This window comes from Ruminococcus sp. AF37-20, from assembly GCF_003460465.1.
Taxonomy (GTDB): domain Bacteria; phylum Bacillota; class Clostridia; order Oscillospirales; family Ruminococcaceae; genus Hominimerdicola; species Hominimerdicola aceti.
The window spans coordinates 44,826-70,746 of record NZ_QTVE01000004.1; the positions used below are offsets into that span (position 1 = coordinate 44,826).

At 40.2% G+C, this 25,921-nt stretch carries 17 protein-coding genes; 11 read left to right on the plus strand and 6 right to left on the minus strand.

All coding sequences use genetic code 11. The features are described from left to right. Positions 1 to 223: 223 nt before the first annotated feature. The 6 genes from DW015_RS03695 to DW015_RS03720 all read left to right on the plus strand — a co-directional run bounded on the left by DW015_RS03695 (position 224) and on the right by DW015_RS03720 (position 9,139). Complete coding sequence (locus tag DW015_RS03695; RefSeq protein WP_117904299.1) at positions 224 to 1,243, plus strand: hypothetical protein; 1,020 nt, start codon at positions 224 to 226, stop codon at positions 1,241 to 1,243. Between the two features lie 142 nt (positions 1,244 to 1,385). Further along, positions 1,386 to 3,302, plus strand: coding sequence for an N-6 DNA methylase (locus DW015_RS03700; RefSeq protein WP_117904300.1), 1,917 nt, complete (start codon positions 1,386 to 1,388; stop codon positions 3,300 to 3,302). Continuing rightward, positions 3,292 to 4,386, plus strand: coding sequence for a restriction endonuclease subunit S (locus DW015_RS13345; protein WP_181979824.1), 1,095 nt, complete (start codon positions 3,292 to 3,294; stop codon positions 4,384 to 4,386). Before DW015_RS03700 ends, DW015_RS13345 begins: the two co-directional genes overlap by 11 nt. Before the next feature lie 25 nt (positions 4,387 to 4,411). Continuing rightward, positions 4,412 to 6,493, plus strand: coding sequence for an AAA family ATPase (locus DW015_RS03710; RefSeq protein ID WP_117904302.1), 2,082 nt, complete (start codon positions 4,412 to 4,414; stop codon positions 6,491 to 6,493). An 11-nt stretch (positions 6,494 to 6,504) separates the two neighbouring features. Further along, positions 6,505 to 8,211: a UvrD-helicase domain-containing protein gene (locus DW015_RS03715; RefSeq protein ID WP_117904304.1), complete on the plus strand. Its 1,707-nt coding sequence runs from the start codon at positions 6,505 to 6,507 to the stop codon at positions 8,209 to 8,211. Between the two features lie 49 nt (positions 8,212 to 8,260). Next, complete coding sequence (locus tag DW015_RS03720) at positions 8,261 to 9,139, plus strand: RES domain-containing protein (RefSeq protein ID WP_117904305.1); 879 nt, start codon at positions 8,261 to 8,263, stop codon at positions 9,137 to 9,139. Between the two features lie 61 nt (positions 9,140 to 9,200). Here DW015_RS03720 and DW015_RS03725 read toward each other — a convergent pair whose 3' ends face one another. After that, a complete protein-coding gene (locus DW015_RS03725; protein ID WP_117904307.1) occupies positions 9,201 to 9,617 on the minus strand; it encodes a hypothetical protein in 417 nt (138 codons plus the stop codon). A gap of 3 nt (positions 9,618 to 9,620) precedes the next feature. Continuing rightward, positions 9,621 to 9,932 carry a helix-turn-helix domain-containing protein gene (locus DW015_RS03730; RefSeq protein WP_117904309.1) on the minus strand — a complete coding sequence of 104 codons (312 nt, stop codon included), beginning with the start codon at positions 9,930 to 9,932 and terminating at the stop codon, positions 9,621 to 9,623. A gap of 474 nt (positions 9,933 to 10,406) precedes the next feature. On the opposite strand from DW015_RS03730, the gene DW015_RS03735 reads away from it, so the two are divergent. From DW015_RS03735 to DW015_RS03755, 5 genes are read left to right on the plus strand one after another with little or no spacing between them, the layout of a single operon-like run. Then, a complete protein-coding gene (locus tag DW015_RS03735) occupies positions 10,407 to 11,513 on the plus strand; it encodes an AAA family ATPase (RefSeq protein WP_117904486.1) in 1,107 nt (368 codons plus the stop codon). Beyond that, positions 11,474 to 13,870, plus strand: a complete 2,397-nt coding sequence (locus DW015_RS03740) for a DUF5682 family protein (RefSeq protein ID WP_117904311.1) — start codon at positions 11,474 to 11,476, stop codon at positions 13,868 to 13,870. The genes DW015_RS03735 and DW015_RS03740 overlap by 40 nt, the downstream gene beginning before the upstream one ends. Further along, positions 13,867 to 15,009, plus strand: a complete 1,143-nt coding sequence (locus DW015_RS03745; RefSeq protein WP_117904313.1) for a VWA domain-containing protein — start codon at positions 13,867 to 13,869, stop codon at positions 15,007 to 15,009. Before DW015_RS03740 ends, DW015_RS03745 begins: the two co-directional genes overlap by 4 nt. Before the next feature lie 11 nt (positions 15,010 to 15,020). Next, positions 15,021 to 16,751: a hypothetical protein gene (locus DW015_RS03750; RefSeq protein ID WP_117904315.1), complete on the plus strand. Its 1,731-nt coding sequence runs from the start codon at positions 15,021 to 15,023 to the stop codon at positions 16,749 to 16,751. Further along, on the plus strand, positions 16,748 to 20,101 hold the full coding sequence (locus tag DW015_RS03755) for a DUF4132 domain-containing protein (protein WP_117904316.1): 3,354 nt from the start codon (positions 16,748 to 16,750) through the stop codon (positions 20,099 to 20,101). Before DW015_RS03750 ends, DW015_RS03755 begins: the two co-directional genes overlap by 4 nt. A 44-nt stretch (positions 20,102 to 20,145) precedes the next feature. Here DW015_RS03755 and DW015_RS03760 read toward each other — a convergent pair whose 3' ends face one another. From DW015_RS03760 to DW015_RS03775, 4 genes are all read right to left on the minus strand, one after another. Then, on the minus strand, positions 20,146 to 21,513 hold the full coding sequence (locus tag DW015_RS03760; protein ID WP_117904318.1) for an MATE family efflux transporter: 1,368 nt from the start codon (positions 21,511 to 21,513) through the stop codon (positions 20,146 to 20,148). A gap of 200 nt (positions 21,514 to 21,713) precedes the next feature. Continuing rightward, positions 21,714 to 22,808, minus strand: coding sequence for a redox-regulated ATPase YchF (gene ychF / locus DW015_RS03765; RefSeq protein WP_041337323.1), 1,095 nt, complete (start codon positions 22,806 to 22,808; stop codon positions 21,714 to 21,716). Positions 22,809 to 22,826: 18 nt separating this feature from the next. Further along, positions 22,827 to 23,084 (minus strand): hypothetical protein, encoded by a 258-nt coding sequence (locus DW015_RS03770; protein ID WP_117904320.1) that lies wholly within the window; start codon positions 23,082 to 23,084, stop codon positions 22,827 to 22,829. A 14-nt stretch (positions 23,085 to 23,098) separates the two neighbouring features. After that, positions 23,099 to 25,906: an FtsX-like permease family protein gene (locus tag DW015_RS03775; protein WP_181979825.1), complete on the minus strand. Its 2,808-nt coding sequence runs from the start codon at positions 25,904 to 25,906 to the stop codon at positions 23,099 to 23,101. Positions 25,907 to 25,921: the final 15 nt, after the last annotated feature.

The window sequence follows — 25,921 nt, forward strand, 5'->3', positions numbered from 1 at the left end:
TCAGCATCTTGTATGCAATACCGCTGTCAGCCGACCGTCGCCTGCTGACATGACCATTGTAACATTTCTTTCGGAGGTCCTGTGCGTGTAGTGCGTATTTACGCAAAAAAATACGTATAATATTTTTGAATATGCTGTATATTACGCTATAATACGCATTATAATTGACATTTTGCGTGTGATATATTATAATATCAGAAGATACCGAAAGCGAGGAGAGCGTATGGGAACTACGACAATTTACCGTATAAACGAAACAGACCGCACGATAAATATCGCACAGTCTGTTAATGATACTGATGAAAGCATACACGGTGCAGTCCTGAATACGAGAACATACACTTTTGATGAGCTGATGAATCAGCATAAAGTGTTCTGCGAACATACCGAGCCTTATGACGCTTTCAAGGACAGGCTCAACAGCGCCTTGCGTATTGACAAGAGCATTGAAGTCAGCACCGATGATATGATAGCAAGGTTTATAGCTGAATATGGGGAGAATATCTTTTTCAGAGGATATGTCAGCTCTGTTATTGAGTTCTATGACAAGGAGAGGCACGTCCTACTGAAACCGAATGACGTTGTTATCGCCAAACTCAACAGGAGAAAGATACAGGATGAGGTTTCCCAAAAGCTCATGGCGTATATGGATACGCAGTTCGCATTGATGTGCAGTGATGCGTATTTCAGCCATAAGTCTACTATGGAGCATTTTATGATACAGTCCGGAAGAACGGTAGTTGTTGCCGATGATTACACATTCAATGTGTTCCGTGAAAGCGACAACTGCCTGCTGACCGTCCTTGCAGAGGTTGGACAGCTCGTTCATTATAATAAGTGGACTGTCTGCGAGTGCGGTTTCTGTCATAAGCTGTTTCTCGGAACGGAAAGAGAAGTCTGCTGTCACTCCGCCGAGTGCATCGAAGCACAGAAACAGCAGAAGGAAGCCATATACAAGGAAAATACAAAGGCATACTCAGCCGTGAAGCGAGATTATGATGCCTATGTCCGCAGATATAAGAAGGTTCTCGTTGAAGCTGGCATCGAGAAGTACCACCCTGCCGAATTCGACGATTTTATGCAGGCGAAACAGGAGCGTATGGAAGATATGGACAAGCTCAAAAAACGCCTGATACGCAACGGTCTGCCGACCAAGGAGCTTGAAAAGCTCAGTGCTAAGTATAAGGCTGAGATGAAGGCTTTGGCGGAGGAGCTTGTTGAGAGATTCGGGAAGAAGGTGTGAACTTTGAATCCACTGGCGTCAAAGTTGCAGATGTCGAAAAACAGGTGAAATCCCACGATTACATATTGCTTTTTCAAAGGAATTATGGTATAATTATTTTATATATTTTGTCGAAATATCCCATTAGAAAGTGGTGCTGATTGTGAATAGGCATGAAATGATTGATCGTATTGGTAAGGAATATCTTACCACTAACATAGAAGCAGGTGAATACAGCTATGTACAGGAAGCAGGTAGTAAAGAAAAGCTTGAAAAAGCTGTAGGTCACGCTGTCAAGCATTTCAAGTTAGATATACGTTTTGAAAATAATAGCGTTGCAGTATTAATCGAGACAAAGCAGAGCTTCACTAAAGCTGACGAAAAGCAGTTGGCAGAATATGTTGAAGAAGAACGTGCTTTACATAAAGGGATAAAAATTATTGCTATTCTTGCAAATACCAACAATGATAAGATAAAGGTATGGCGTTATTTTGTTGACGATTCTCACCTTTTGAAAGAGGAAACCGTTCTTGATACAATGGAGCACTACGTAAAACTATTTGATACTGCGAGACAGAATGATAAAGAACGTGTCATGAAAAACACTTATGATCTTAATGAGCTACTTCATAAAAAGGACATTGACGAGAAGCTTCGCAGTCAATTTGTAGGCACTACACTTCTTTATATCAAAGACATGGTAAAGAAAACAGGTGCTACAAGAATTGATGACGCACTTAAAGATAAGCTTGATGATGTTTGGAAAATGATGTCTGCTGAAGAAATACGTGCCGGCATAAAAAATACTCTTGATAATCTTCTTGATAATTCTGAAAACAAGACAAAGAAAATTGAACTATTACAGAAGAATGTCCTCAACGATCAGAAAGTCAAGAAACTGAAAATTAAAGATTGGATTGAGATTCTTGATACCATCCTCATGGATATTTACAGATACATTGATGCTGACAGTTCCGAGGGACAGGATATACTGAACCTTTTCTTTATTGCTTTTAATAAGTATACTGGCAAAGCCGATAAAAATCAGGCTTTCACTCCTGATCACATCACTGAATTCATGTGCCGAATAACAGATGTAGATAGAACAAAGGTCGTTCTGGACGGCACTTGTGGAAGCGGATCATTCTTAGTGCAGGCAATGGTAAAAGAAATTGCTGATTGTCGAAGAGATAAAACTGAAAAGGAAGCCGAGGAACTGATAAGACAAGTAAAGGAAAAACATATTTTTGGTATTGAAGTTGAAGAAAAAGCCTATGGTCTATCTACAACCAATATGCTTATTCATGGTGACGGCAATTCAAACATCAAGTTTGGCAGTATCTTTGATAGTAAGAAGTTTATCATGGAAGCCGACCCTGATATAATTTTGATGAACCCGCCATACAATGCCAAACCTATTGGCATTCCTGCTGCCTATAAAACAACATGGACTGCTAAGGCTAAGGACGGAAAAGAAGATCCGACTAAGGGATTTGTATTCGTTCATTTCATTTCTGACGTTATAAAAGAACTGAATGATCTGAAAGAAAAATCTGGAAAGCCAACTAAGCAAGTTAAGCTTGCTGTATTACTTCCTGTTGCTGCGGCAATAGGAACAAGCGATATAATCGAAAAAGAAAAGATTGCAATGCTTGAGAATAATACTCTTGAAGCGGTATTCACGCTTCCTAATGAGATTTTTTATCCTGGAGCCTCTGCTTGTGCCTGCTGTATGTTATTTACACTTGGCAAACCGCACTCAGAGGAAAAAGAGACTTTCTTTGGTTATTGTAAAGACGATGGCTTTAAGAAAAAGAAAAACCTCGGCAGAGTTGAACAGTTTAATGTAGACAACGAGAGCTTGTGGAAAAAAATTGAAAAAGAATGGCTCTACCTTTTCAGAAATCACAAGGCAGAACCTGGTAAATCTGCTACAGTAGTAGTAAATGGTGAGTCCGAATGGCTATGTGAAGCGTATATGAAAACTGATTACAGCAGATTATCTGAAACTGATTTTCAAACCACATTAAATAACTATCTTGCGTATCAAATCAAGGAGGGCAAGGTTTATGAATCTTAATCCTAATGATTGGAAACGCTTTTATCTCGGACGATTATTTGATATAAAAAAAGGTAAACGTCTCACCGCTGAAGATCAGGAAGCTGGATGCAATATATATATCGGTGCAATAGATTCAAATAACGGCGTCGCAAATCATATAGGACAGAAACCGATTCACGAAGGTAATACTATATCATTGAGCTACAACGGCTCAGTTGGCGAAGCGTTCTATCAAGCTGATCCTTATTGGGCTACTGATGATGTTAATGCCCTATATTCAAAATATGAAGGATTCAACGAACTTATAGGTTTATTCATGGTTGCAACCATCCGTCAGGAAAAATACCGATTTTCGTATGGACGTAAATGGACGCTTGAAAATATGAATAATACGGATATTTGTCTTCCTATAAGATATAATTCTGACGGATCTCCCTTCATAGATTCGACCAATTTTTACTCTGATGAAGGTTATGTTCCTGATTGGCAGTTCATGGAGAATTATATTAAATCTCTTCATTATAAGCCATTAACTACCAAGCACACAACCGCATTAAAGTTAAATAAAGATAGATGGCAAGAATTTGAATTTGGAAGGCTTATTAAAAGCATTTACAAAGCTCACGCATACACAAAGGATGATCTAACTGAACAGAATGTTAAACTCGACTCAACATTACGTTATATTACAAGAACAGCTGAAGATAACGGCTGTGAACTGATAGTAAAAAATAAAGCCATATCTTATGTTGAAGAAGGAAATGCAATTACAATAGGTGATACAACAGCTACTTGTTTTTACCAAGAGGAAAAATTTGTTACTGGAGATCATATGATTGTAGTCCGCGCAAATTGGCTCAATACATATACAGGTTTATTTATTGTTACATTGCTTAACAATGAACAATACCGTTATTCTTATGGAAGAGCTTTTCTTATGGACAGAGTAAAAGAGACTGTTTTGAAATTACCAATCTGCCATAATAATGATGGTTTGCCAATTATTGATGAGGCAAAGCGATTTTCAGATGAAGGATTTATTCCTGATTGGCAGTTTATGGAGGATTATATCAAATCCCTGCCTTATGGTGATAGAATTTAATAGTTGTTTTAGAAGGTGATAGTATATGTTACTGAGTAATGTACATATTTGGAATTACAGACTTCTTCTTGATACCAATATACATTTAGACGAAGCACTGACACTAATAGTTGGTAAAAACAATGCTGGTAAAACTTCGTTTTTATCTATTCTGCAACGTGTTCTATCAGGCAGAAAAGACTTGGATTTTGCTGATTATCCGATACAATGTAGAAGCACATTATATGAAGTCTTATGGAAAGTCGTAAAAGGGAAAATTTCTATTGACAAAGCCAAAGACTTGATTCCAAAAACAGCTATTCAGTTTGATATTGATTATTCAAATGAAGCTGAGGATGAGTATCTTGGAGCACTCTCACCATTTATTATTGATTTAGATATTAACAATAACATAGCTCGTATTTTGGTAGAATATCAAAGCATACTCTCTGATACCATTATATCGGAAATAACTGATAAAATAAGTCTGCTAAAAGTAACTAATCCTACAGCTAAAAGTAAAAAAAGCAGTGAAATAATAGCAATTTCAAATTACCTCAGTACAAATTTTAACAAGATATTTGAAATTAGTGTAAAAGCAATCAATCCCACTAACCCATCTGTTTTTCAGATAAGAGAAGTATCCCATCTCAGAGATGTTTTTATATTCAAAAGAATATCAGCTGAACGTGGTTTAGATGAACTTGATAATCATGATAAAAAGCCGATTGGACAAGTGATGGAACGCATTTTCCAAGATGGTGTTATTCCGTTTGAAGATAATATAAATGAGAAAATTAAAAAGCTAAAAGAATACGTTGAACAAGAAAGCATAAAGGCACAAGATGAGATTAATAAACTACTTGAAGAAATAATCAAAAAAATGATTCGCTTTGGATATCCAACGGCGGAAGATTTGCAATTAAAAGCAACGACACAGATATTATTGAAAGATAATATCATCAAAGACACTGATCTTGCATATTCAATAAGTGGAGAAAATGAAACTCTACCAAGTTCCCACAATGGTTTGGGTTATAAGAATCTCATTAAAATAGTTTTTTTATTGCAAGAGTTCGCACAAGAAATCAAAAAGAATTCACTTTCTGCAATTCCTTTACTTTTTTTGGAAGAACCTGAAGCACATATGCATCCTCAATTACAAACCGTTTTTGTAAAGTATATTAGTGAGGTTCTTGAAGGTTTTACAGGCAATAAAATTCAAATATTGATTTCTACTCATTCGTCATATATAGCTAATTCAGTTCCTTTTACACAAGTCAGATATTTTAAGAGGTTGAAAGAATGTGTTATATGTAAGAATTTAACTGACTTCTATAATACGTGTCAAAATGATGAAGAAAAGCAAAACAATTTGCAATTTCTACATAAATACATGACAATAAGCAGATGTGATCTTTACTTTTGTGATAAAGCTATATTGGTTGAAGGAGCAGCTGAGAGACTTTTGATTCCAGATATGATTAATAAATGTGATCAAGCTGGTTTGTTCAACACAAAATCGCCAACCTTAGCATCTCAATATTGCTCAATAATAGAAGTTGGAGGAGCATATGCTCACAGGTTCTTTGATTTTATAGACTTCCTTGGAATACCAACGTTAATACTAACAGACATTGATTTTGTTACTTCAAAAGGAAAAAAATGTTTGAAAGATAAAGCAAAAAGAACTTCCAATGCAACTATCATGAAATGGTGTCACGATAAATTGAATATTCCCTTATCTACTACAGTAAAGATAGAAGATGTATATAAACTAATATCCAACGATAAACTCACTAATGGATTTAGACATATCGAATTTCAAAAAGAAGAAAACGGATATCATGCTCGAAGTTTGGAGGAGGCTATCATGAATGTTAATAGAGAGCTATATGGTATTAGCCATTCTGATAGTAATTTTTCTTTCGATTCGGAAAAACAAAAGAAAACAAACTTTTCTTTGCAATTATTGACTGACGATGATTTTTTAGAATATCAAACACCTTCATACATTGTTGATGGGCTAATATGGCTTAACAATCAAGAAAAGATAGTATATCCTGTTACAATCACCGTCAAAGAAAAGAGAAAACAAAACCTAACCATAAAAACAATAAAAGATTAAGGTAGAATGATATGGCTATACTTAATAAAAGAATTCAAGAACAAGCTGATGCTATTGATAATCATATTATTGATGCTTTAAAATCAGGAAACAGTTTTATAGTTGAAGCAGGTGCAGGCTCGGGAAAGACATATTCCCTTCTAAAAGTTATTGATTGGCTGGAACAAAATAAATGTCAAGAATTTAGAAGAAAGAAAAAGAATATAGCGTGTATTACATATACTAACGCTGCTGTAAACGTAATACTTGAAAGACTTTCTGCTGATAGTTCAATCGTCCCTTCAACAATTCATTCTTTTGCGTGGGATTCAATAAATCAATTTCAGCAAACTATTAAAAACTATGTAGAAGAATTAGGCCTATTACCCGAAGGAGTAACCATAAATCAGGTTTCTAATGTTGCATATATGCTTGGTTCAAGGTATATAGATAACGGAACTTTATATCTTTACCATGATGATGTTATTAAACTGTTTGCCAAATTCTTAGATAATATAAAATTCAGAAGACTTCTATCGCTAAGATATCCAATCGTATTAATTGATGAATATCAGGATTCTTTTAAGATATTGACTGATAAATTTATAGAGCACTTTGTAGAAGGCTCGAAAACCATTCAATTTGGTTTCTTTGGTGATTCATGGCAAACTATTTATACATCAAATGGTGCTTGTGGAAAAATAGATAGCAACCAGCTTATTGAAATAAAAAAAAATTTGAATTTTCGTTCAAATGTGGCTGTAGTAAATGCCCTAAACGCAATTAGACCTGATTTTCAACAAGAAGCCGTAGATCAGCAAGATGATGGACAAGTTTTCGTGATAACAACACAAGATTACCAAGGCAATAGACAAGGTGGTTATTACAAGTCAGAATTAGCTCAAAATGACCTTGTATGTTACGTTGATAATGTTAAAAAACAATTAGAACGTGATTGGAATGGCAAAGTAAAAACACTAATGATCACCCATAAAATGCTCGCAAATCAACAGCATTATGATAATGTGCTTACATTATTAGGAGATTCGTTGAAAGAGGAAAAAAATGAGTATTTGAAATTCTTTCAAAATATTATCGAACCTCTCTATAAGGCATTATGTGATAATAATATAAATGATTTGTGTGATGCTTTAAAAACACATCGTATGCTTATAGAAAGAAAAAAACAAAAGAAATCATGGCATAAATTGTATGAAGCATTGAAAGAGGCACGAGAAAAAACAATAAGAGACGTAATAAATGTATGTATAGAAAACGCGCAAATAATCCCTATTCCATCTATAATAGTAGAAAACTATAAAGCACATCTGTCAAATCCAGATTATATATACAATAAAGTATCATTATCCGAGTTATATAATATTAGTTATTCGGAAATTGTAAATGCAATTGCTTTCTTTTCACCGCAATCAGACTATTCAACCGAACACGGTGTAAAAGGTGAGGAATATGAGAATGTACTTTTCATTATTGGGCGAGGATGGAATAACTATAAATTTGATGAACAAGTCTATTTAGATCCAACGAATTTATCAGGAAAAGAATATGATGTCTATATTAGAAATAGAAATCTATTCTATGTCTGCTGCTCAAGATCTATTAAAAGATTAGCAATATTTGTAACTGTACCAATTAATGATGAATTTGAAAGCTACTTGGAGAAAATTGTAGGTAAAGATAGTATTTTTACCTACAACCATTTTGTTAAGCAAGATTAGTTAAAACATTAGGTTCGCCTTATCAATATTTGGGTGATGAATAGTTTTTATGAAAGCGAAAATTGTTCAAAAAAGTAATAGTTATAAACCTGAAGATATGATGGTTGCTCATAAAGCGATAAAAGCAAAGTGGGAGCTACTACGTAAAGATCTTCAAGTAGGTAAATATTCATTTGATGATGAATCTGAAGCAACCAAAAGTAAATTTCTATCAGAATTTGATAGTCTCTTTACGACTGATGGTGGAGAAGAATACTTCTCAAAAACTTTAAGCGATGTATGTAATAATGCTTATCTAATCAGAGGTACTATTCTTGGAGAGACTGAACCCACGCCAAATGGAAATCGATTTATTCCAAATTCACAGTACATAAAAGATGATAACAGGTTTAGTCCTAAAGGTGTGGAATGGCTATATTTAGCTTTAGGCTACCCTAAAGCCAAAAACGGAAAAGATAAAGCACGTAGGTGTTCCGAAAAGGAGTGCAGAGTAATAACCGGTAATAGATTTGCTTTGTGTGAATTTGGAGCAACTAAACATGATGCTAAATTAGTTGACTTAACAGTAGGAGATACATGGTCACCCACACAGCAACAGCAAGAGATAAGAAGGCTGATAAAAAGCCAGCGTAAAAAGAACCCATTTATTGTGGAAACTGAAATACTTGAACAACATCCGATTTGCAAAAGAATGATTGTCGCAGCTTATGCAAATATAATATCAAGTGAATTATTTGTTCCACTGAATTCAGATAATAAAAGCTTAATCTACGCACCATTTCATTGCATTGCTCACTATTTTCAGTCATTAGGGTACTGTGGAATTATCTATAAAAGCACAGTAAATGATAAAGGTAAGAATCTTGTTTTGTTTAACAAGAATTTGGCTATTCCTATTGAGAAAAGCATCAAAGTCTATACTATATAACAAAGTTCACAGACCATAATAAAAATAAAACGGCTGCACCCGAAGGCACAGCCGTTGATCATCAAATATAAACCATATACTCAAACACTGTTTCTCTCGCCATACTTACGAAGCAGTTTTCAAGACCGAGCATTTTCTCAGCATCATTTGCGAAAACAGCTTTCTGATAACAACTGTCGGTCTGCTTCCAAAGTTCAACCTGGCGAGCGATAGCTTCACCGACTTTCAGCTCCATATCATCGAGGTACTGTATGATCATACCCTCATTGACGAGCCTGCGAAGTCTATCAGGGCAATGGCTGTCAGAGAAATGAAGATGATACCTGATGAAATCGATGTGGTAAGTCTTGCTCTCCTCGGTCTGCGTATCGGCGTTGAAGTGGGTGACGGTCAGTGTGTTGGTGTCCAGTCTCCACAGCGGAACGTATTTCTTTTTCAGTGGACTATATGCGGTCTGTTCGCTCTTGTATCTGCTCATAACTCACACCTCCTCATTTCCGCTGAAATAAGACAGCAGGCTTTCCTTGTTGACGAGATACTTGCCACGGACACCCTCACCTGTTCGGAACGCTTTGATCTTGCCTTGTGCTATCAGCATACGGATAGAATGCTCGGAGATACCTTCGATCAGCGCGGTACACTCCTTGATAGTCAGCATCTTGACCGACTGTGCAGGAGCTTTGACAGGCTTTGATGATGTTGCAGGCTGTTCCTGCACTTCTTCCTCGGCGGTCAGTTGAAGCAAGAGGTTAATGATTGTGTTTACGATCTCACGTTTTTCTGCTATTGTCATAATGATTTTCCTTTCGTGGGCGGAGTTCTCAAAGGCTCTCACCACAGTTCTCAAATTTAGTACAGAGATATGCAATAGCGTGGTCAATTAAGGTCAAGTAGTGGTCAACTTGGTTACAAGAGGACGGCAGAGACTTTGAAATCCAGCAGAACCGCAGTTCTTGTAACTCAATCCAAACGCCGTATTTACGGCACTTTTTGAAGAAAAGGATAATTTAAGTGAAGATGCCTGAATACCAGTTCTGGGTTAGCCGAACATTCGGGGTAAACTCAAAGAGATAATTTCATTCTCATTTATCAAACCGTTTCGCAGAAATGCGAAGCGGTTTTTTTATACCCGATCCTAACTGTCAAAATGCACAACCAAAACATCTGTTCGTTGTCAATTTAGCTGAATATCCTCCTGCTTATTGTAAATAACAATAAAATATGATATAATTATTACTGATAAATTAACTTTTAGGAGATAACTGCTATGACGAATGATTACATAAAACCGCCCGTTGAGATACGCTACAAAAATGAACTTGACGCCTTAAAAAGTGTTGATATTGGCAAAAAGCCTGAAAATTGGGTGCTGTCGCCAAAGGCTGTGCGAACATTTATATTAGGCGGAATCATCAAAACTGCCGATGGCAAAATGCAGATAAAGCGTAAATTCTATGGCAATGACGCACTTGTTGAGCGCTGTATAATCACTCTCGCTGGAAACCGTGGACTTATGCTGGTGGGTGAGCCAGGCACTGCTAAAACTATGCTCTCCGAGCTTCTCTCTGCTGCCTGCTGCGGCATAAGCACGAACACAGTTCAGGGTACGGCTGGAACTACCGAAGATATGATAAAATATAGCTGGAACTATGCCATGCTTCTTTCAAAAGGTCCTTGCCGTGAAGCACTTGTGCCTGCTCCACTGCTCATAGGCATGGAACAAGGCATTTTCGCACGATTTGAGGAAATAACTCGTACCCCTGCAGAAATCCAAGATAGCCTTATTTCTGTAATGAGCGACCAGATACTCAATATCCCCGAGCTTGAAAACGAAGGACTTGTTTTCGCCAAGCAAGGATTTAATATAATCGGTACTGCAAACACCCGTGATAAGGGCGTAAATGAAATGTCAGGTGCTTTGAAAAGGCGTTTCAATTTTGAGACTGTCGAGCCTGTTCGTGACGTAAGGCTCGAAAAAGAGATCATTATCCGTGAAGCACAAGACCTTGCAAAAACAGGTCATATCGACCAGCCTATAGACACCGACGCTGCTGAACTTCTTGCTGTCACATATCATGAGCTTCGTGAGGGCGTTACCTCAGAGGGAACAAAGCTTGAAAAACCAAACGCCGTTATGAGTACAGCCGAAGCTATATCCGTTTTCTATCAAACTATGAGCAGTGCATATTATTATGGTGACGGAAAAACTGATCTCAAAGAGCTTACGCAGAATCTTTTAGGAGCAGTTTGTAAGGAAAACAAAGACGACCTTGAAAAGCTCAAAAGCTATTTCAGGATCGCTGTTAAGGAGAAAAGTGCAAGTGAGGGAGGCATATGGACAGAATATCTGGATACAGCCAAGTATCTGAAATAATACCTTTTGACTATTCTCAGCCATTTCTGCTTTTTCCTGTAAGACACCACAGTCCTGTCTGCTCGTGGCAGCTCATCAGAACAATTAAAGAATATCAGCCCGATGTCATACTTATAGAGGGTCCTGAAAACGCCAATGATATGATAGGTGTGTTGACGGACGAGAGAACTAAGCTCCCTGCGGCTTTCTATTATTACTACAAGGACAGAAAAAAGCTCATCAGTGATGAAGCCGAGGACTATAAATGCTACTACCCTTTTATCTATGCTTCACCTGAGTACAATGCCCTGAAAACAGCCGCAGCCATGGATATAGAAGCACGCTTTATAGATCTTCCCTACAGCGAGATACTTATTACCACCGCAGAAAATAAAGGCCTGCGGAGTAATAAGGACAAACACAGCTACACTGATGACAGCAGACTTATATACAGCAAATTCTGCAAAAAGCTTTGCGAGAAAACAGATCTAAGGACCTTTGAAGAGTTCTGGGAGAAGTATTTTGAGATAGAGGGGCTCAGACTATCTGTACAAGATTTTGTACAGCAAATGTACACCTACTGTATTATCACACGAAATGACGAAACAGAAGATGATCTTGCGGCAGACGGCACTCTTGCAAGAGAAAACCATATGGCTCTGCGTATCAAAGAAGCACTTAAAGATAACAAAAAAATCCTTGCTGTAACAGGTGGATTCCACAGTTTGGGGCTTTATGAGCTTTTGAAAAGTGACAATATCCAAAAAGAAAAGCTTCACAAGCTCTCTCAAAAAGATGAGGGCTGTTTCCCCGTAGCTTATTCTTATGAAGCAGCAGACGCTCTCAGTGGATATGCCTCTGGTATCCAGCGTCCTTATTTTTATGATTGCGTGATGAACAAGCTAATCCACTGCGATGACCCGGCAGGTGTTTACAGCGACACAGTTCTTGACCTGCTCATAGGTACAGTGAGAGCCTGTGATAAACATGATATCCCAGTGTCAATGGCTGACGCTTCCGCAGCGCAGTCTATGATGAGTGGACTTGCCGCACTTCGTGGCTGTCATGAATGTGGACTTTACGAGCTTGAGGACGCCATAACCTCGTCATTTATCAAGGGAGAGAAAACAATATCCTCCGCCCTGCCTATCGACCTTATGCACAAACTTGCCACAGGCGACAAGACAGGTCATATAGGTGATATAAACCACGTTCCTCCTCTTATCGCTGATTTTGAAGAACAGTGCAAAAAGTTTCGACTTAAAATAAAAACAGTAACTCCTAATAAAGCGGAAGTTTCACTTTTTACCACTGCAAACGGCATGGAACTAAGCAGATTTTTCCACAGAATGGTGTTTCTAGGCACAGACTTTGCCCAGCGAACAAAAGGACCTGATTTACATAGGCGAAAAGACAGAAGCCGTGTCCGTGAAGAATGGGTATACAAAAAAGTTCCTGCCACAGACGTTGCACTCATAGACCATACTGCCGACGGCTTCACCATTGAAGAAGCCTGCCGCACCTGTGCTTCAAGAACACTTCGCCACGAAAAGCACTGTGATGTTGCGGCGCATATCCTTGTGGACTGCTTCCAAATGGGCTTAGAACTCTCTGATGATGACAAAGCTTGTGCCGAGAACATTCTTAACTCAGACGGTGACTTTTTCTCTGTAGGCAGAGGTCTAAGGCATTTTATAACTCTTATGGAACTCCAACAGCTTTATAATACCGAGTTTTCCGCCGCAGAAAATTGTGCAAAGCGGTGCATGACAAGGATAATCACAGCACTGCCTGATATGGCGTCGGTGAAAGACGACCACATTGCAGAATGTGCAGCGATAATGTACGCAATGCAGAAAGCTGTCACTGACGGCTTTAGAGAATATCGTCAGGACTATGAAAACGCCCTGCTTTCCCTCTGCGGCAAATCTGATAAAGACCCATTTGTTTACGGCACAGCACTTGGCATACTTTACGCCTTTGACCCCCACCGCCGCAAGCTTGCTGAACAGGCAATGTCAAGCTATCTCAAAGGCGACAGGAATGTTCAGATACAAGGAGCGGAGTTCCTTCACGGACTTTTCAATGCCGCCCGTGATATCATCATGACGGACGATTCTTTCATCAGAATGACAGACACGCTTATCTGCGGACTTGACTATGACGATTTTATAGAGATACTTCCCTCCATGAAGCTTGCTTTCAGTTGTTTCACTCCCTATGAAATACAGCAAACAGCCACCGCTGTCGCAAAGCTTTATGACGCTGACAGTGCTGAGCTTCTTGTGGAAAAACCTATAAACGAAAGGCTATATAGCTTCGGTGGGGAAATAGATAAAGAGATAGTCAAACTTTTGTCTGAGGAGGAAAAGCCATGACAGATGAAAACAAAGCCATATCCGTCAACCGCTGGCGGCTCGTGCTGGGCGGAATGTCTGACAAAAGCCTTTCCTTTACCGGTGACAAAGCAGAGATAATAACGTTTCAGGATATGGAAAAGCTACTCGATTATCTTTATAGCCGTGCGCAAGGTGACGATGTAAGGAACGAGAACAGCAGGCAAGGCGGTCAGGGTGGCAGTGTGCTGAACGCCGCAGAATGGATAACAAAAGTCAGAACGCTTTTTCCAAAGCAGACCGCCGATGTGCTTGAACGTCAAGCTTTGGAAAAGTTCAACATGACCGAGCTTCTTACCGATAAAAAGGTTCTTGAAGAAATGAAGCCTGATATAGCGCTGCTTAAAACTATCATTCAGCTCAAACATCTCATGAACGGCGAGGTGTTGCAGGCGGCTGTAAAAATAGCAAAACAGGTGGCAGACGATATCAAACAAAAGCTTGATATGACCATAAAGCGAAGCCTTACAGGCAGGCTTGATAAAAACACATCGTCAGTTATGAAATGCTCTGCAAACCTCGATTTCAAAAAGACTATCCGCCGAAACCTGAAAAACTATGACAAAGCAAGCAACCAGCTTATACTGAAAGATATCTATTTCAGTGGACGTGTGAAAAAGCATAACAAAAAGCGCATTATCATAGCCATAGACGAAAGCGGTTCAATGCTCGGTTCAGTCATCTATAGTGCAGTAATGGCGCAGATAATTTCCGAACTGCCATTTGCAGAGGTGAAGCTCATCATATTTGATACAAGCATCGTTGACCTCTCAGACCATGCAGACGACCCTGCTCAGACAATAATGAGCGTTCAGCTTGGGGGAGGAACAGATATTGCAAAAGCCCTAACCTACTGCGAAAGCCTTATCGTTACGCCACGTGACACTTGCGTTATCGTGGTAACAGACCTCTACGAGGGTGGCAGTGAAGCACAGCTTATGAACGTCAGCAAAAATATAATCACAAGCGGCGCACATCTCTCATTTCTTACCGCCCTTGATGAAAATGCCGACCCTGCCTATGACAAGGCGACAGGTCAGAAGCTTGCAGATATGGGCTCATTCGTTGGCGGTCTTACCCCTGATAAGCTTGGGGATTACATCGGAAAAATATTTGCATAGGAGATGACATCTTGGACGTGATCGATAAACAGCTTGGCATTGCAAACGAACAATCGCTTATTGAGCTTTCAAACAAGGGCATTTACAAACGTGCGTTGAAGGAATCCAGAAACATGACCCTTTCGGCTGAAAAAAGCCATGAATGTTACATAGTAAAATTAGACGGTGAAACCTGCATCATAAAATCACCTCTTGATGAAAGTCAATGCAGTTGTGTTTCAAGAGGAATGTGCAGGCACATTATCACAGCCATACTGCTTTTGAAAGCACAGCTTCCACAGTACGACGACGAGGATATCACTCCAGAGGTCATAACCTCCGAGCCTGAACAAGCAGAAATTGAACTTCCCGACCAACCTGAAATAAATTCACTTTCTAAGGATACCCAGAAAAAGATAAAAGGATGTGCCGAACAGTGCATAAAAATAATGTCCGGAATATTTACCAGAGGTCTTGTAAGAGCCGAAGAGAGCGACCCCTATAATTTTGAGCTTGCCGCAGTTTCCTGCCACGCTTTGAGAATGGCTGAGGCAGAAAGACAAATGCGTGAACTTGGCAGCCGACTTAAAGACTGTGTTTCAAGGCGAGCTTCATTCAGCCCGCAGGTATTCACTCACAAAATGTTTGAATATGCTGACAGCATGAACAAGCTTATAAAAGCCGACATCACAGAAGAAATGCTCGGCACCTTCCGCAGAGAATACACCGACTATGAGGGGGCGCTCCAACTCCTGCCTATAGGCACAAGAAATGTCAGTGGCGAATACACTGGCTGTATCTACTATTTTCTAAATAAAGACAGAACATCTCACCAGCGCTTTCTAACCTACAGCGATCTGCGCCCCACGTTCTATGAAAAAAAGTCAAGACGATTTGCCGAAAGCACAACTGTATGGGATCTTGACAGCTCTCTAAACAGCTATATGTGCACAGAGCTGAAGCTTAAAAACGCCAAGGTGAGCATGGGGCATTTGTCCTCATCGTCAAAGACCAACGCCATAGGCGCAGGTCCTGCACAGCTAAACTGTTTTGCCCTCCGTGAGCTTATTGTCAGCGATTTCAAAGAGCTTGCGGAAAAGATCTCCGCAAACAAAAGCGACGAAGAAACAGACCGACTTTATTTCGTTCACCCCAAAGAGTGCGTCGCTTCATATTTTGACAAGCACACTCAACAGCAAATATTCATTATAAAAGACGGCTGCGATAGACAAATATCAGTCACCGCAAAATACACAGCAGAAAATCGTGAATTTATTTCCACGCTTGAAACCATAGGTGGCAAAATGCTAAAAGAAAAGCACAAAAACTACGTCCTGCTGGCTCAGGGGTATATCGACCACGGCAGGCTAACGCTTTTCCCAATAGAGGTCTATGATTTTATTGATCCACCTGACAATGTTCCTGTACCTGTCGAGAATGATACAGACCAAGACTATGGAATGTGTAGTGAGCTTCTTGACGCCACCGAAGAAACCGATAAAAGGATAGTCACGGCAATGGAGTGCGGAATGAACTCTGTTATCGCAGACGAACACGTTCAAAGCATACGCCAATGCGGACTTGAAGAACTTGCAAAACGCTATGAATTCTTCACAAAGCTGTGCGAAAATGCAAGACACACCACCGCAGACAAAAGCCTTGATATCTTCACTGCCGCAGGCAACACAATGCGGTATATCAGACTTTGCACACAAAAATTAGCACTGTTCAGTGCGATAAATAATATGGAGGAGAAAAAATGATCTACAACGAAAGCACCAAAAGCTTTATAAAGCTTGAAACCGCCCTAAAGGAGCTTGGTTTTGACCAGCAGACCATAGACCTTGCCCTTGAATATCTTGACATTACAAAGCCAAGAAACAATGACCTGATGAGAAAAATTATAACAAGATACTATCCAAAACTCATGCAGTATAGTTATCGTGAAAAGCTTATCAAAGCTGTAAAAAGTGAGATATCAAATTCAGATAGTGAGGAGCTTAAAGACCGTTATATTATTTTCAGTTCAATGGCAACGGGTCCATATTTCCGATATATGACAGAAGCGCTGTCTGGCAATGCCTATATATATTCCGAAAACAAAGCCATGTATATGAAGCCGCTCACCGATTTTTATGGTGAGAACGCAGAAGCAGTCTGGATATCAACAGAGATATCACACAGATCAGATCAATCCATACACTACGTTTTCACTGTAAATCCTGTCTATTCTGCAGACGATGCCATAAGAACATTCAACTTCGTTAGCCCTGACGATATCATAGCACAGCTTCTCCTGTGCGTTTACGCATTGGACGCAACTGAACTGCCTAAAAAGAGCCTGCTCGGCAAAACAAAAATTCCTGATACAGCCGTAATTGCCATAAAAAAGCTTGCCGAAGTAGTCGAAAAAAAGCCCCAAACAACTACAGCCGTTTTCTGTCTTTTTCTTGCCGCATATGCAGAAGCGTCATATTTTGCAAAAGAATACCGTGCATTTTTCGATAAGAACATTGTGAAATACTGCGACGATCTTACCCAAGGGCTGATATATATGAAGCTTTCCACCAACAGGATATTCGACCTTATCGAAGCTCAACCACAGTGTCTTACAGATAGATACATTCTGCACTTTGTCAAATTACCTGACAAAAACGGAAACTACCCTGTGCAAATGGTAAAGCTCGCAAAAGATCACCCCGATATCTTCATACAAACAATGAAGAACGCTCGCTTTGATCTAGGCATAATAATGGAGAAAATGCTCAAAGCCACTGACCCGAATTATGATGCAAAGGCAGTAGGTCTTAAAGCCGCCCAGCAGGAACATATCTCAAAAAATATAGCCGAGCATTTCAAACACCGTGACGAGATATACGCATATATCACAGGCAAAGCCGAATTAGACACCATACTCCCTTTTGCAGACGAAGAATCCTGTAATGGCGGACATCAGAATATGAATTATGTTGGCGAATATGGCGAGGACGATTTTATAATCCGCTGTATCGCCGCCCTTTCCATAGGTGCTACAAAGGATACGAACGACCCGCTCAAGCTTATAGACAGAGAACTTCAACATGATACCGAGTTCACCGTCCGTGCAATGATAAAAGCAGGACTGCCTATTGAGATAATCATACGGGCACTGGGCTGGCAGACAGAGAACTCTTACTTCAAAGAGGATATTATCAAAAAGATCACGGCTATCATGCCTGAATTTAAAGACAAAGCCGCCATTATCGACGTAAGTAAAATGGCTGTGTCCAGCCGACTTTTGTATATAAGGCTTCTTGATATCACAGACAGCAACAAGTACAAAGACGAGTTTTTCAAACTTTGCGATGATAACAGCAAGGTGATAAAAGCAGAGCTTGTGAAAGTTATATCCGCCCACAAAGATTGGCACGATGATGTTTTCAAACTTCTTGCTCAGAAAAAATCAGCCAAGCGTGAAACTGCACTTATGATAATTGAAAATCAAGGTGCTGACGCCTACCGCACAGAGCTTGAAAAAGCCTATGCCACAGAAAAATCCGACAAACTCAAATCGAAAATATCTGCTCTTTTGGGCAGCGAAGCAAAGCCTGCCGAAATATCAGATGAAGACCTTGTGACTGCGCTCACCAAAGGCACAAAAAGCAAGAAAGTTCTCTGGCTTTTTGAACAGCCTTTTGCACCTATTCACTTCACCGATGATACAGTCGCAGAGGATATCTATTTGCAGGCTCTCCTACTTACATATGCAAACGCCGACGAAGGTACCCTCCCACCCGAGGGCAAGACACTTGCCCAGAAGCTCAAAGCTGACGAGCTTGAAACATTCGCCCTTGAAGTCCTGAGCCGCTGGCTTGAAAAAGGTGCAGAAGCGAAAACAAAGTGGACAATGTATTTTGCGGCCATTTACGGCGGTGATGAAGCAATAAATTGCCTGACGGATTACATAAAAGAATGGTCGAAACAGTCATTAAATATGCGTGTTGCCCTTGCGGTTAAAGCCGTCAATGCCGTAGCTCTGAACGGCAGTTCCTATGCACTTATGACTGTAGACAATATTTCAAGGAAATATAAGAGTCGTGCGGTCAGAGCTGCCGCAGTTGACGCACTTGCCAATGCCGCTAAACAGCTTGGCTTGACAACGCAGGAGCTTGCGGACAAGATAGTACCTGACATGGGCTTTGACGAGAAAATGTGCCGCACCTTTGATTTTGGAAGCAGAAAATTCTCCGTTTATCTCACTCCACAGCTTGATATAGAAATATTCGAGGGTGAGAAAAAGCTTAAAAATCTCCCTAAAATAGGCGTTAATGACGACCCTGCCCTCGCAGAAAAGGCTACTGCTGATTTCAAGGAAATGAAAAAACAAATGAAAACTGTTATTGGCGCACAGAAACAGCGTCTTGAATATGTGCTTATGCTTGACCGTAAGTGGACAGCAGAAGCTTGGAAAGCTCTCTTTGTAAAAAATCCTCTCATGCACTGCTTTGCGATAGGTCTTATATGGGGCATATACGAAAACGGTAGCCTTAAAACTGCGTTCCGTTATCTTGACGACGGCAGCTTTACAAACTCAAATGATGAGGAAATAATGCTGTCCGAGGGTATGCAGATAGGGCTTGTTCACCCGTTGGAGCTTACTGAACATGAAAAAGAAGCTTGGCTGGAACAGCTTGATGATTACGAGATAATACAGCCATTCGACCAGCTAAGAAGAAAGGTATACAAAGTAGCGGAAATCGATAAGAATAAGACCGCCTGCGAGATCTTCAAGAATACCGAGATAACGAACACCACTCTAGTCAACCGCATGACCAAAGCAGGCTGGTATAAAGGTCAGGCACAGGACGCAGGCTTTTTCTATGAGTTCATAAGAAATGATATCTCAGGCAAGGAGAAAGATCCCGACGGCAAGCTCGTCAACATAGGCATGACCGCTGAGCTTAAATTCTCAGGAACATACATCGGCTATTACGAGATAGAGGACGTGACCGTGGAAGAGCTTTACTTCCGACTTCCCGACGCTGCATCCAATGACAACATGAAACTTGGCGATGTCAATCCAAGATACTACAGCGAAGTTGTCTTACAACTTAAAAAAGCTATAAACAAGTAGGCATAACAAAAGGCAGTTCTGATTTTTTCAGAGCTGCCTTTTACTTATTTATTTTCCACAGGAAGTCCGTGATCTCCTGCAATGTGTCTGCCTGCCTTGTTCACACAATATATGCAAACAGGAACTATGTACAAACAAGCCGCTATCCATGCCGCCTGATCTGTGAAGCAGATTGCAAGATAACCGAATTTCGGCACAAATATCATACTTACAGAAATTCGAGCTATCATTTCCGTCACTCCTGAGAATATAGCAAGTCCAGAATATCCAAGACCCTGCGTACACATTCTGCAAGTGTTGAGTATACCTAGCGTCCAATAGAAAAAGCCTGCGTAGAAAAGATATTTGGCTGAAGCAGTAAGCACTGCTGCGTCTGACTTATTAACAAAGATAAGCGAAAGCTCTCTGCCGAAGAATATAAGTACAATACCGGCTATTACTCCATATGTCATGCCCACGCCAACTCCAATGCGTATACCCTTTTTGATACGCTTGAGATTTCCTGCACCGAGATTTTGGCTTGCAAAAACAGATGCACCTGTTGCAAAAGCGTCATAAGGACACATTGTGAACTGCTTTATCCTCGCCGCAGCAGTGAATCCTGACACATAAATGCTTCCAAGCTTATTGTTAGCCGACTGCATGACCATTGAACCGATAGCCGTTATGGAATATTGAAGTCCCATAGGAAAGCCCATTATTATAAGGTTCAGCACCGCAGGCTTTGACATCACTCTGTCCTCTTTGGTAAGTTTCAGCACGCTGACCTTTTTCATAATAAATACAGCACATAGTATTCCGCTTATCGCCTGCGCAACGACCGTAGCGATAGCCGCACCCATGCAGCCCCACCTGAACACGATAACACACACAAGGTCAAGTGCAATGTTCAAAACCGTTGATATAGCAAGAAAAACAAATGGCGTTTTGCTGTCACCAACAGAACGCAATACGCTTGAAAGCAGGTTATACAAAAGTGTGAACGGTATGCCAAGAAATATCACCAGAAGATATTTATATGCGTCATCAAAAATATTCGACGGAGTTGAAAGAAGCTTCAATATCTCACTACAAAGCACCGCACAAACTGTTGTCAACACAAACGCAGTAACGGCGGTTATAACAATAGAATTGTAAAAATACTGTTTCAGCTTTTTTATGTCCCCTGCTCCGAAATGTCTTGCAATAGGCACGCCGAAGCCGCAGGCTGTTCCCATGCAGAAACCAAGCACCAAAAACTGCACACTGCTTGAAGCTCCGACACTTGCAAGAGCGTCAGAACCAAGAAATCTTCCCACGATGGCAGCGTCAATAAGATTGTATGTCTGCTGCAACAAATTTCCTAAAAGCAGAGGAAGCGCAAAGCTCATTATAAGCTTGAACGGACTGCCCGTTGTCATGTTTTTTGTCATTACTTTTCCTCCAAAAATCTAACTATTACATTTATCATCTTTAATTTTTACTATCACATTCTATCATCAATATATGAAAAAATCTATAACACAAATTAAATTTACTTTTGTGATTTTAAACAAATATAATAACAAAAAACATACACATTGCACATAAAAAAGGCAAGCATATTTCAGCCTGCCTTTGTGTAGCTTACGCTTTATACGTTAAATCTGAACAGAACGATATCGCCGTCCTGCATAACGTAATCCTTACCCTCAAGACGAACAAGACCCTTTTCCTTAGCCGCCGTCATAGAGCCACAGCTCATAAGATCGTCAAATGAAACAACTTCAGCTCTGATGAAGCCCTTTTCAAAGTCAGTGTGTATCTTTCCTGCCGCCTGTGGAGCTTTAGTGCCCTTTTTGATAGTCCAAGCTCTTACCTCAGGTTCGCCTGCTGTCAGGTATGAAATAAGACCAAGAAGCGAATAGCCCTCCTTGATTATTCTGTTAAGACCTGAAGTTTCAAGACCGAGGTCTGCAAGGAACATTTCCTTGTCCTCATCGTCCATGTCAGATATCTCAGCCTCTATCTGCGCACATATAGGGAACACAGCCGAGCCTTCGGCTTTTGCGATCTCGCAAACTTCCTTGTAATGCTCGTTGCTTTCGATATTGTTTCTGAAATCATCTTCGCAAAGGTTAGCCGCATAGATAACAGGCTTAAGTGAAAGAAGCGGTGTTTCTTTAAGTATCTCCAGCTCGTCCTCTGTCATGTCATAAGAACGTGCAGGCTTGCCGCTTTCAAGATGCTCTTTGAGCTTTTCAAGGAACTCTACAGCAGAAGCAAGAGATTTGTCGCCCTTCATTGCCTTTTTAGTTCTGTCAAGCTTTCTCTCGATAAGCTCAACGTCAGAGAAAATAAGCTCCAAATCTATAGTTTCAATATCTCTTCGAGGATTGATAGAGCCGTCAACATGAATGATATTAGGATCATCAAAACATCTTACAACGTGAACGATAGCGTCCACCTCTCTTATGTTTGAAAGAAATTTGTTTCCAAGTCCCTCGCCCTTTGAAGCACCCTTTACAAGACCTGCAATGTCAACAAATTCAAGTGTTGCAGGAGTAAACTTTACAGGGTGATACATCTCAGCCAGCTTGTCAAGTCTTTCATCAGGCACCGAAACAATGCCCACATTCGGTTCGATCGTGCAAAACGGATAGTTCGCAGATTCTGCACCCGCATTTGTGAGTGCATTAAAAAGTGTTGATTTTCCTACGTTAGGAAGTCCTACCATGCCAAGTTTCATATCAATATACGCCTTTCGTTAAAATTTTACGCCATCATGGTCAAAATCATCTTCATCATCATCAAAGTTATAATCATCATAATACTCTTCAGGGTCAAAATGATCGTTACAGCCACCCTTGTCTATCTTGTTGTTACAACCGATAGTAACGCCTTTCTTGATAGGCGAAACAAACAGACCAATTATAACGCCAAGGAGAAAAAGTGCAAGACCTTTCCAAAAATAGCTTACTGTGCAGTTATTTTCAGTATCGCAGTTTTCTTCAAAAATATCCATAATAATACCTCCGTCTATTCTACTGATTTTAAAGATTCTACCATATCTATCTTTTTAAGCTTGAAATGAAGAACCAAATTAACTATAAATGCAAATGCCAATGTGAGCAATGCACCAAGCACATACGCCCACCAAACAAGCTGTCTGTTGAACAGCACAAGGTCGACCTCAGAAGTTATCACAACAAAATAGTGCAATATCTTTCCTGCCGCAAGACCCACGATAATGCCCACAAGCGTCGATATCAGATTTTCTCTGTAAATATACGCTGAAGTCTCTCCGTCATAGAATCCAAGCACTTTTATTGTCGCTATCTCACGAACACGCTCAGTTATGTTTATGTTGGCCAAATTGTAAAGCACCACAAACGCCAAGCCTCCCGCACAAACGATGAGCAAAATAACGATAGCGTCAAGGCTGTCCACAGAATTAAGGAAACCTCTGCTTGAATCATTTTTAAAGCTTATTCCATAAAACTCGTCATTTGAAATAAGCTGTTCCTTGAAAGAGTTTTCATCAGTGTCTTTCTTTAGGTCAATAAAAGAAAGATTATAAACAGGCTTCTCACCGTATACACTTTCAAAATCATCAGGAGTGATGTAAATATAATGCAAAGCATAGTTCTTGCTTACTCCGCCTATCTTGAACTCTTTCTCCTCATGACCACTGAGCTTTATAGTAATAGTGTCACCCGTTTTCAGATCAAGAAGCTTTGCAAGCTTTTGTGTTATGATAACAGAACCGCTTTTCACTTTAAGGTTTGATCCATTCTCAGCAGATACAAGATCGATATAATCTCCCATATTTTCAGGAGCTTTCGGCACGATCATAGAAACAGACTGGTTTTCACTTTCATTTTCTGCAATGCCATCTGTACTCTGCATAAGCATAGATTTGTCTACCTGTGCGATACTGCTTATCTTGTCCTCCAACTGTTTCTCGTCAAAATCGGCTGAATTAAGTACCGCAATACCATCATACAGAAATATCTCATTGAATTGCTTTTCGGCAATAGTCTTTATAGAATATTTCAAACCAAAACCTGTGACTATCAGCGCCGTACAGCCTGCCACTCCCACGATTGTCATAAAGAAACGCTTTTTATATCTCAGCAAATTTCTCACAGTGACCTTTGCAAGAAAGTCAAGCCGATTCCATATAAGATCCACACGCTCCAGCAAAACACGCCTGCCATTCTGCGGTGGCTTTGGACGCATAAGCTGTGACGGCTGTGACTTAAGCTCTTTGATACAAGCGTAAAGCACCGCCGAGCAAGTGCAAATAACCGACACCACCAAGCAAAGCACCATATAAACAGGCTTAAACGGTGTGTCAATATCAGGAATGTTATATAAAATATTATAGCAGCTATAAATTATCTTCGGAAAGATCTGCAATCCAACAACAACGCCTATGCAGCTTCCTGCTGATGCCGCTGTTGCTGCATAGAAAAGGTACTTTCCGGCTATTCTTGCCCCACTGTATCCTAAAGCCTTGTATGTACCTATCTGCGTTCTCTGTTCCTCTACCATTCTAGTCATTGTGGTCAGGCATACAAGCGCCGCCACAAGAATAAAGAACACAGGAAACACCTTTGCAATAGAGTCGACCTTCTGAGCGTCCCCATAAAAGGAACTATAATCAGAGCTAGCCTCAAATCTGTCATACTGATAGAATGCAGGCGTTTTAACGGCTTCAAGTTCTTTTTTCGCTCCGGCTATCTCATCTTCTGCCGCCGCAAGCTGACCATTATATTCATCAAAAGCCGCCGTACTTCCTGTCTTTTTGTCTTCAAGAAGCTTTCCTGCCACTTCTTCAAGCTGTTGTGCTTTTAAAAGCTGTGACCTTGCCAGATACTTTGCACTAGAACCACTCTGTTCAGCCTTATCATAAGCCTCCTGAGCTTCCTCTACCGACTTCTGCGCCGTTGCTAAAAGCTCCGTAAGCTGATTTTCGTCGCAGGCAAGCGCCTGTTTCAAGATGTCAACTTTCTCCTGAGCGACATCAATACTGTCCTGAGCGTCACTGCTTAGTTTTTCAAACCTTGCGTTCACACTGTCCTCAAAAAACTCCATCGCCTGAACGCTCTTATCTTTCACAGCCTGCTTGTACTCGTCGGAAAACGGGTCAAGGTCGTCAGTGCCTTTGAATTTCACATAAAGCTCAGTGTAATAATCGCACACAAACTCGCTCTCAGGCACAAAAACGTTGCTTACCACAGTTCCGTTGCCCACTGTGGTCGCATCACGCTCATAGCCGATATAAAGCGGTGAAGCCACAATACCAACTATCTTGTATGTGTCAGTTGCCAAAGTATCAGTTATATTTTTTGACGAGTCAGGCTCGTTGATCTTTATCTCTCCGCCCACCTTAAAGGTGTTAGGCGAACTCATTTTTACCTCTACTGCGCACTCGCCTTTTTTTTCAGGAAGCCTGCCCTCTAGTAAAACAGGCTTATCAAGATTATTAGGGCTGTTCTCATCAACAACGTCGTTAAAGGACATGAATTTCAGCACAAGGTTTTGATTTTCATGATAGTAGAAAACGTCCTTAGAATATCCCGCCATAACGCCCTCAACGTTCTCTGCCTTTTTCACAGCCTCAACGTCCTCAGACTTAACGCCTATAGACGACATTAACTTAATATCCATAAGTCTGTTATCACTGAAATATTTCTCCGCCGTGTCTATCATATCAGGCATAGTCGCCTTGATACCAGAAAAAAATCCACAGCCAAGAAGAACTATCAGAAAAATAGAGAGAAATCTGCCCAACGAGTGCCTTATCTCTCTGACAGTATCCTTTTTCAATGCACTTTTCATGACAGACCTCCCCAT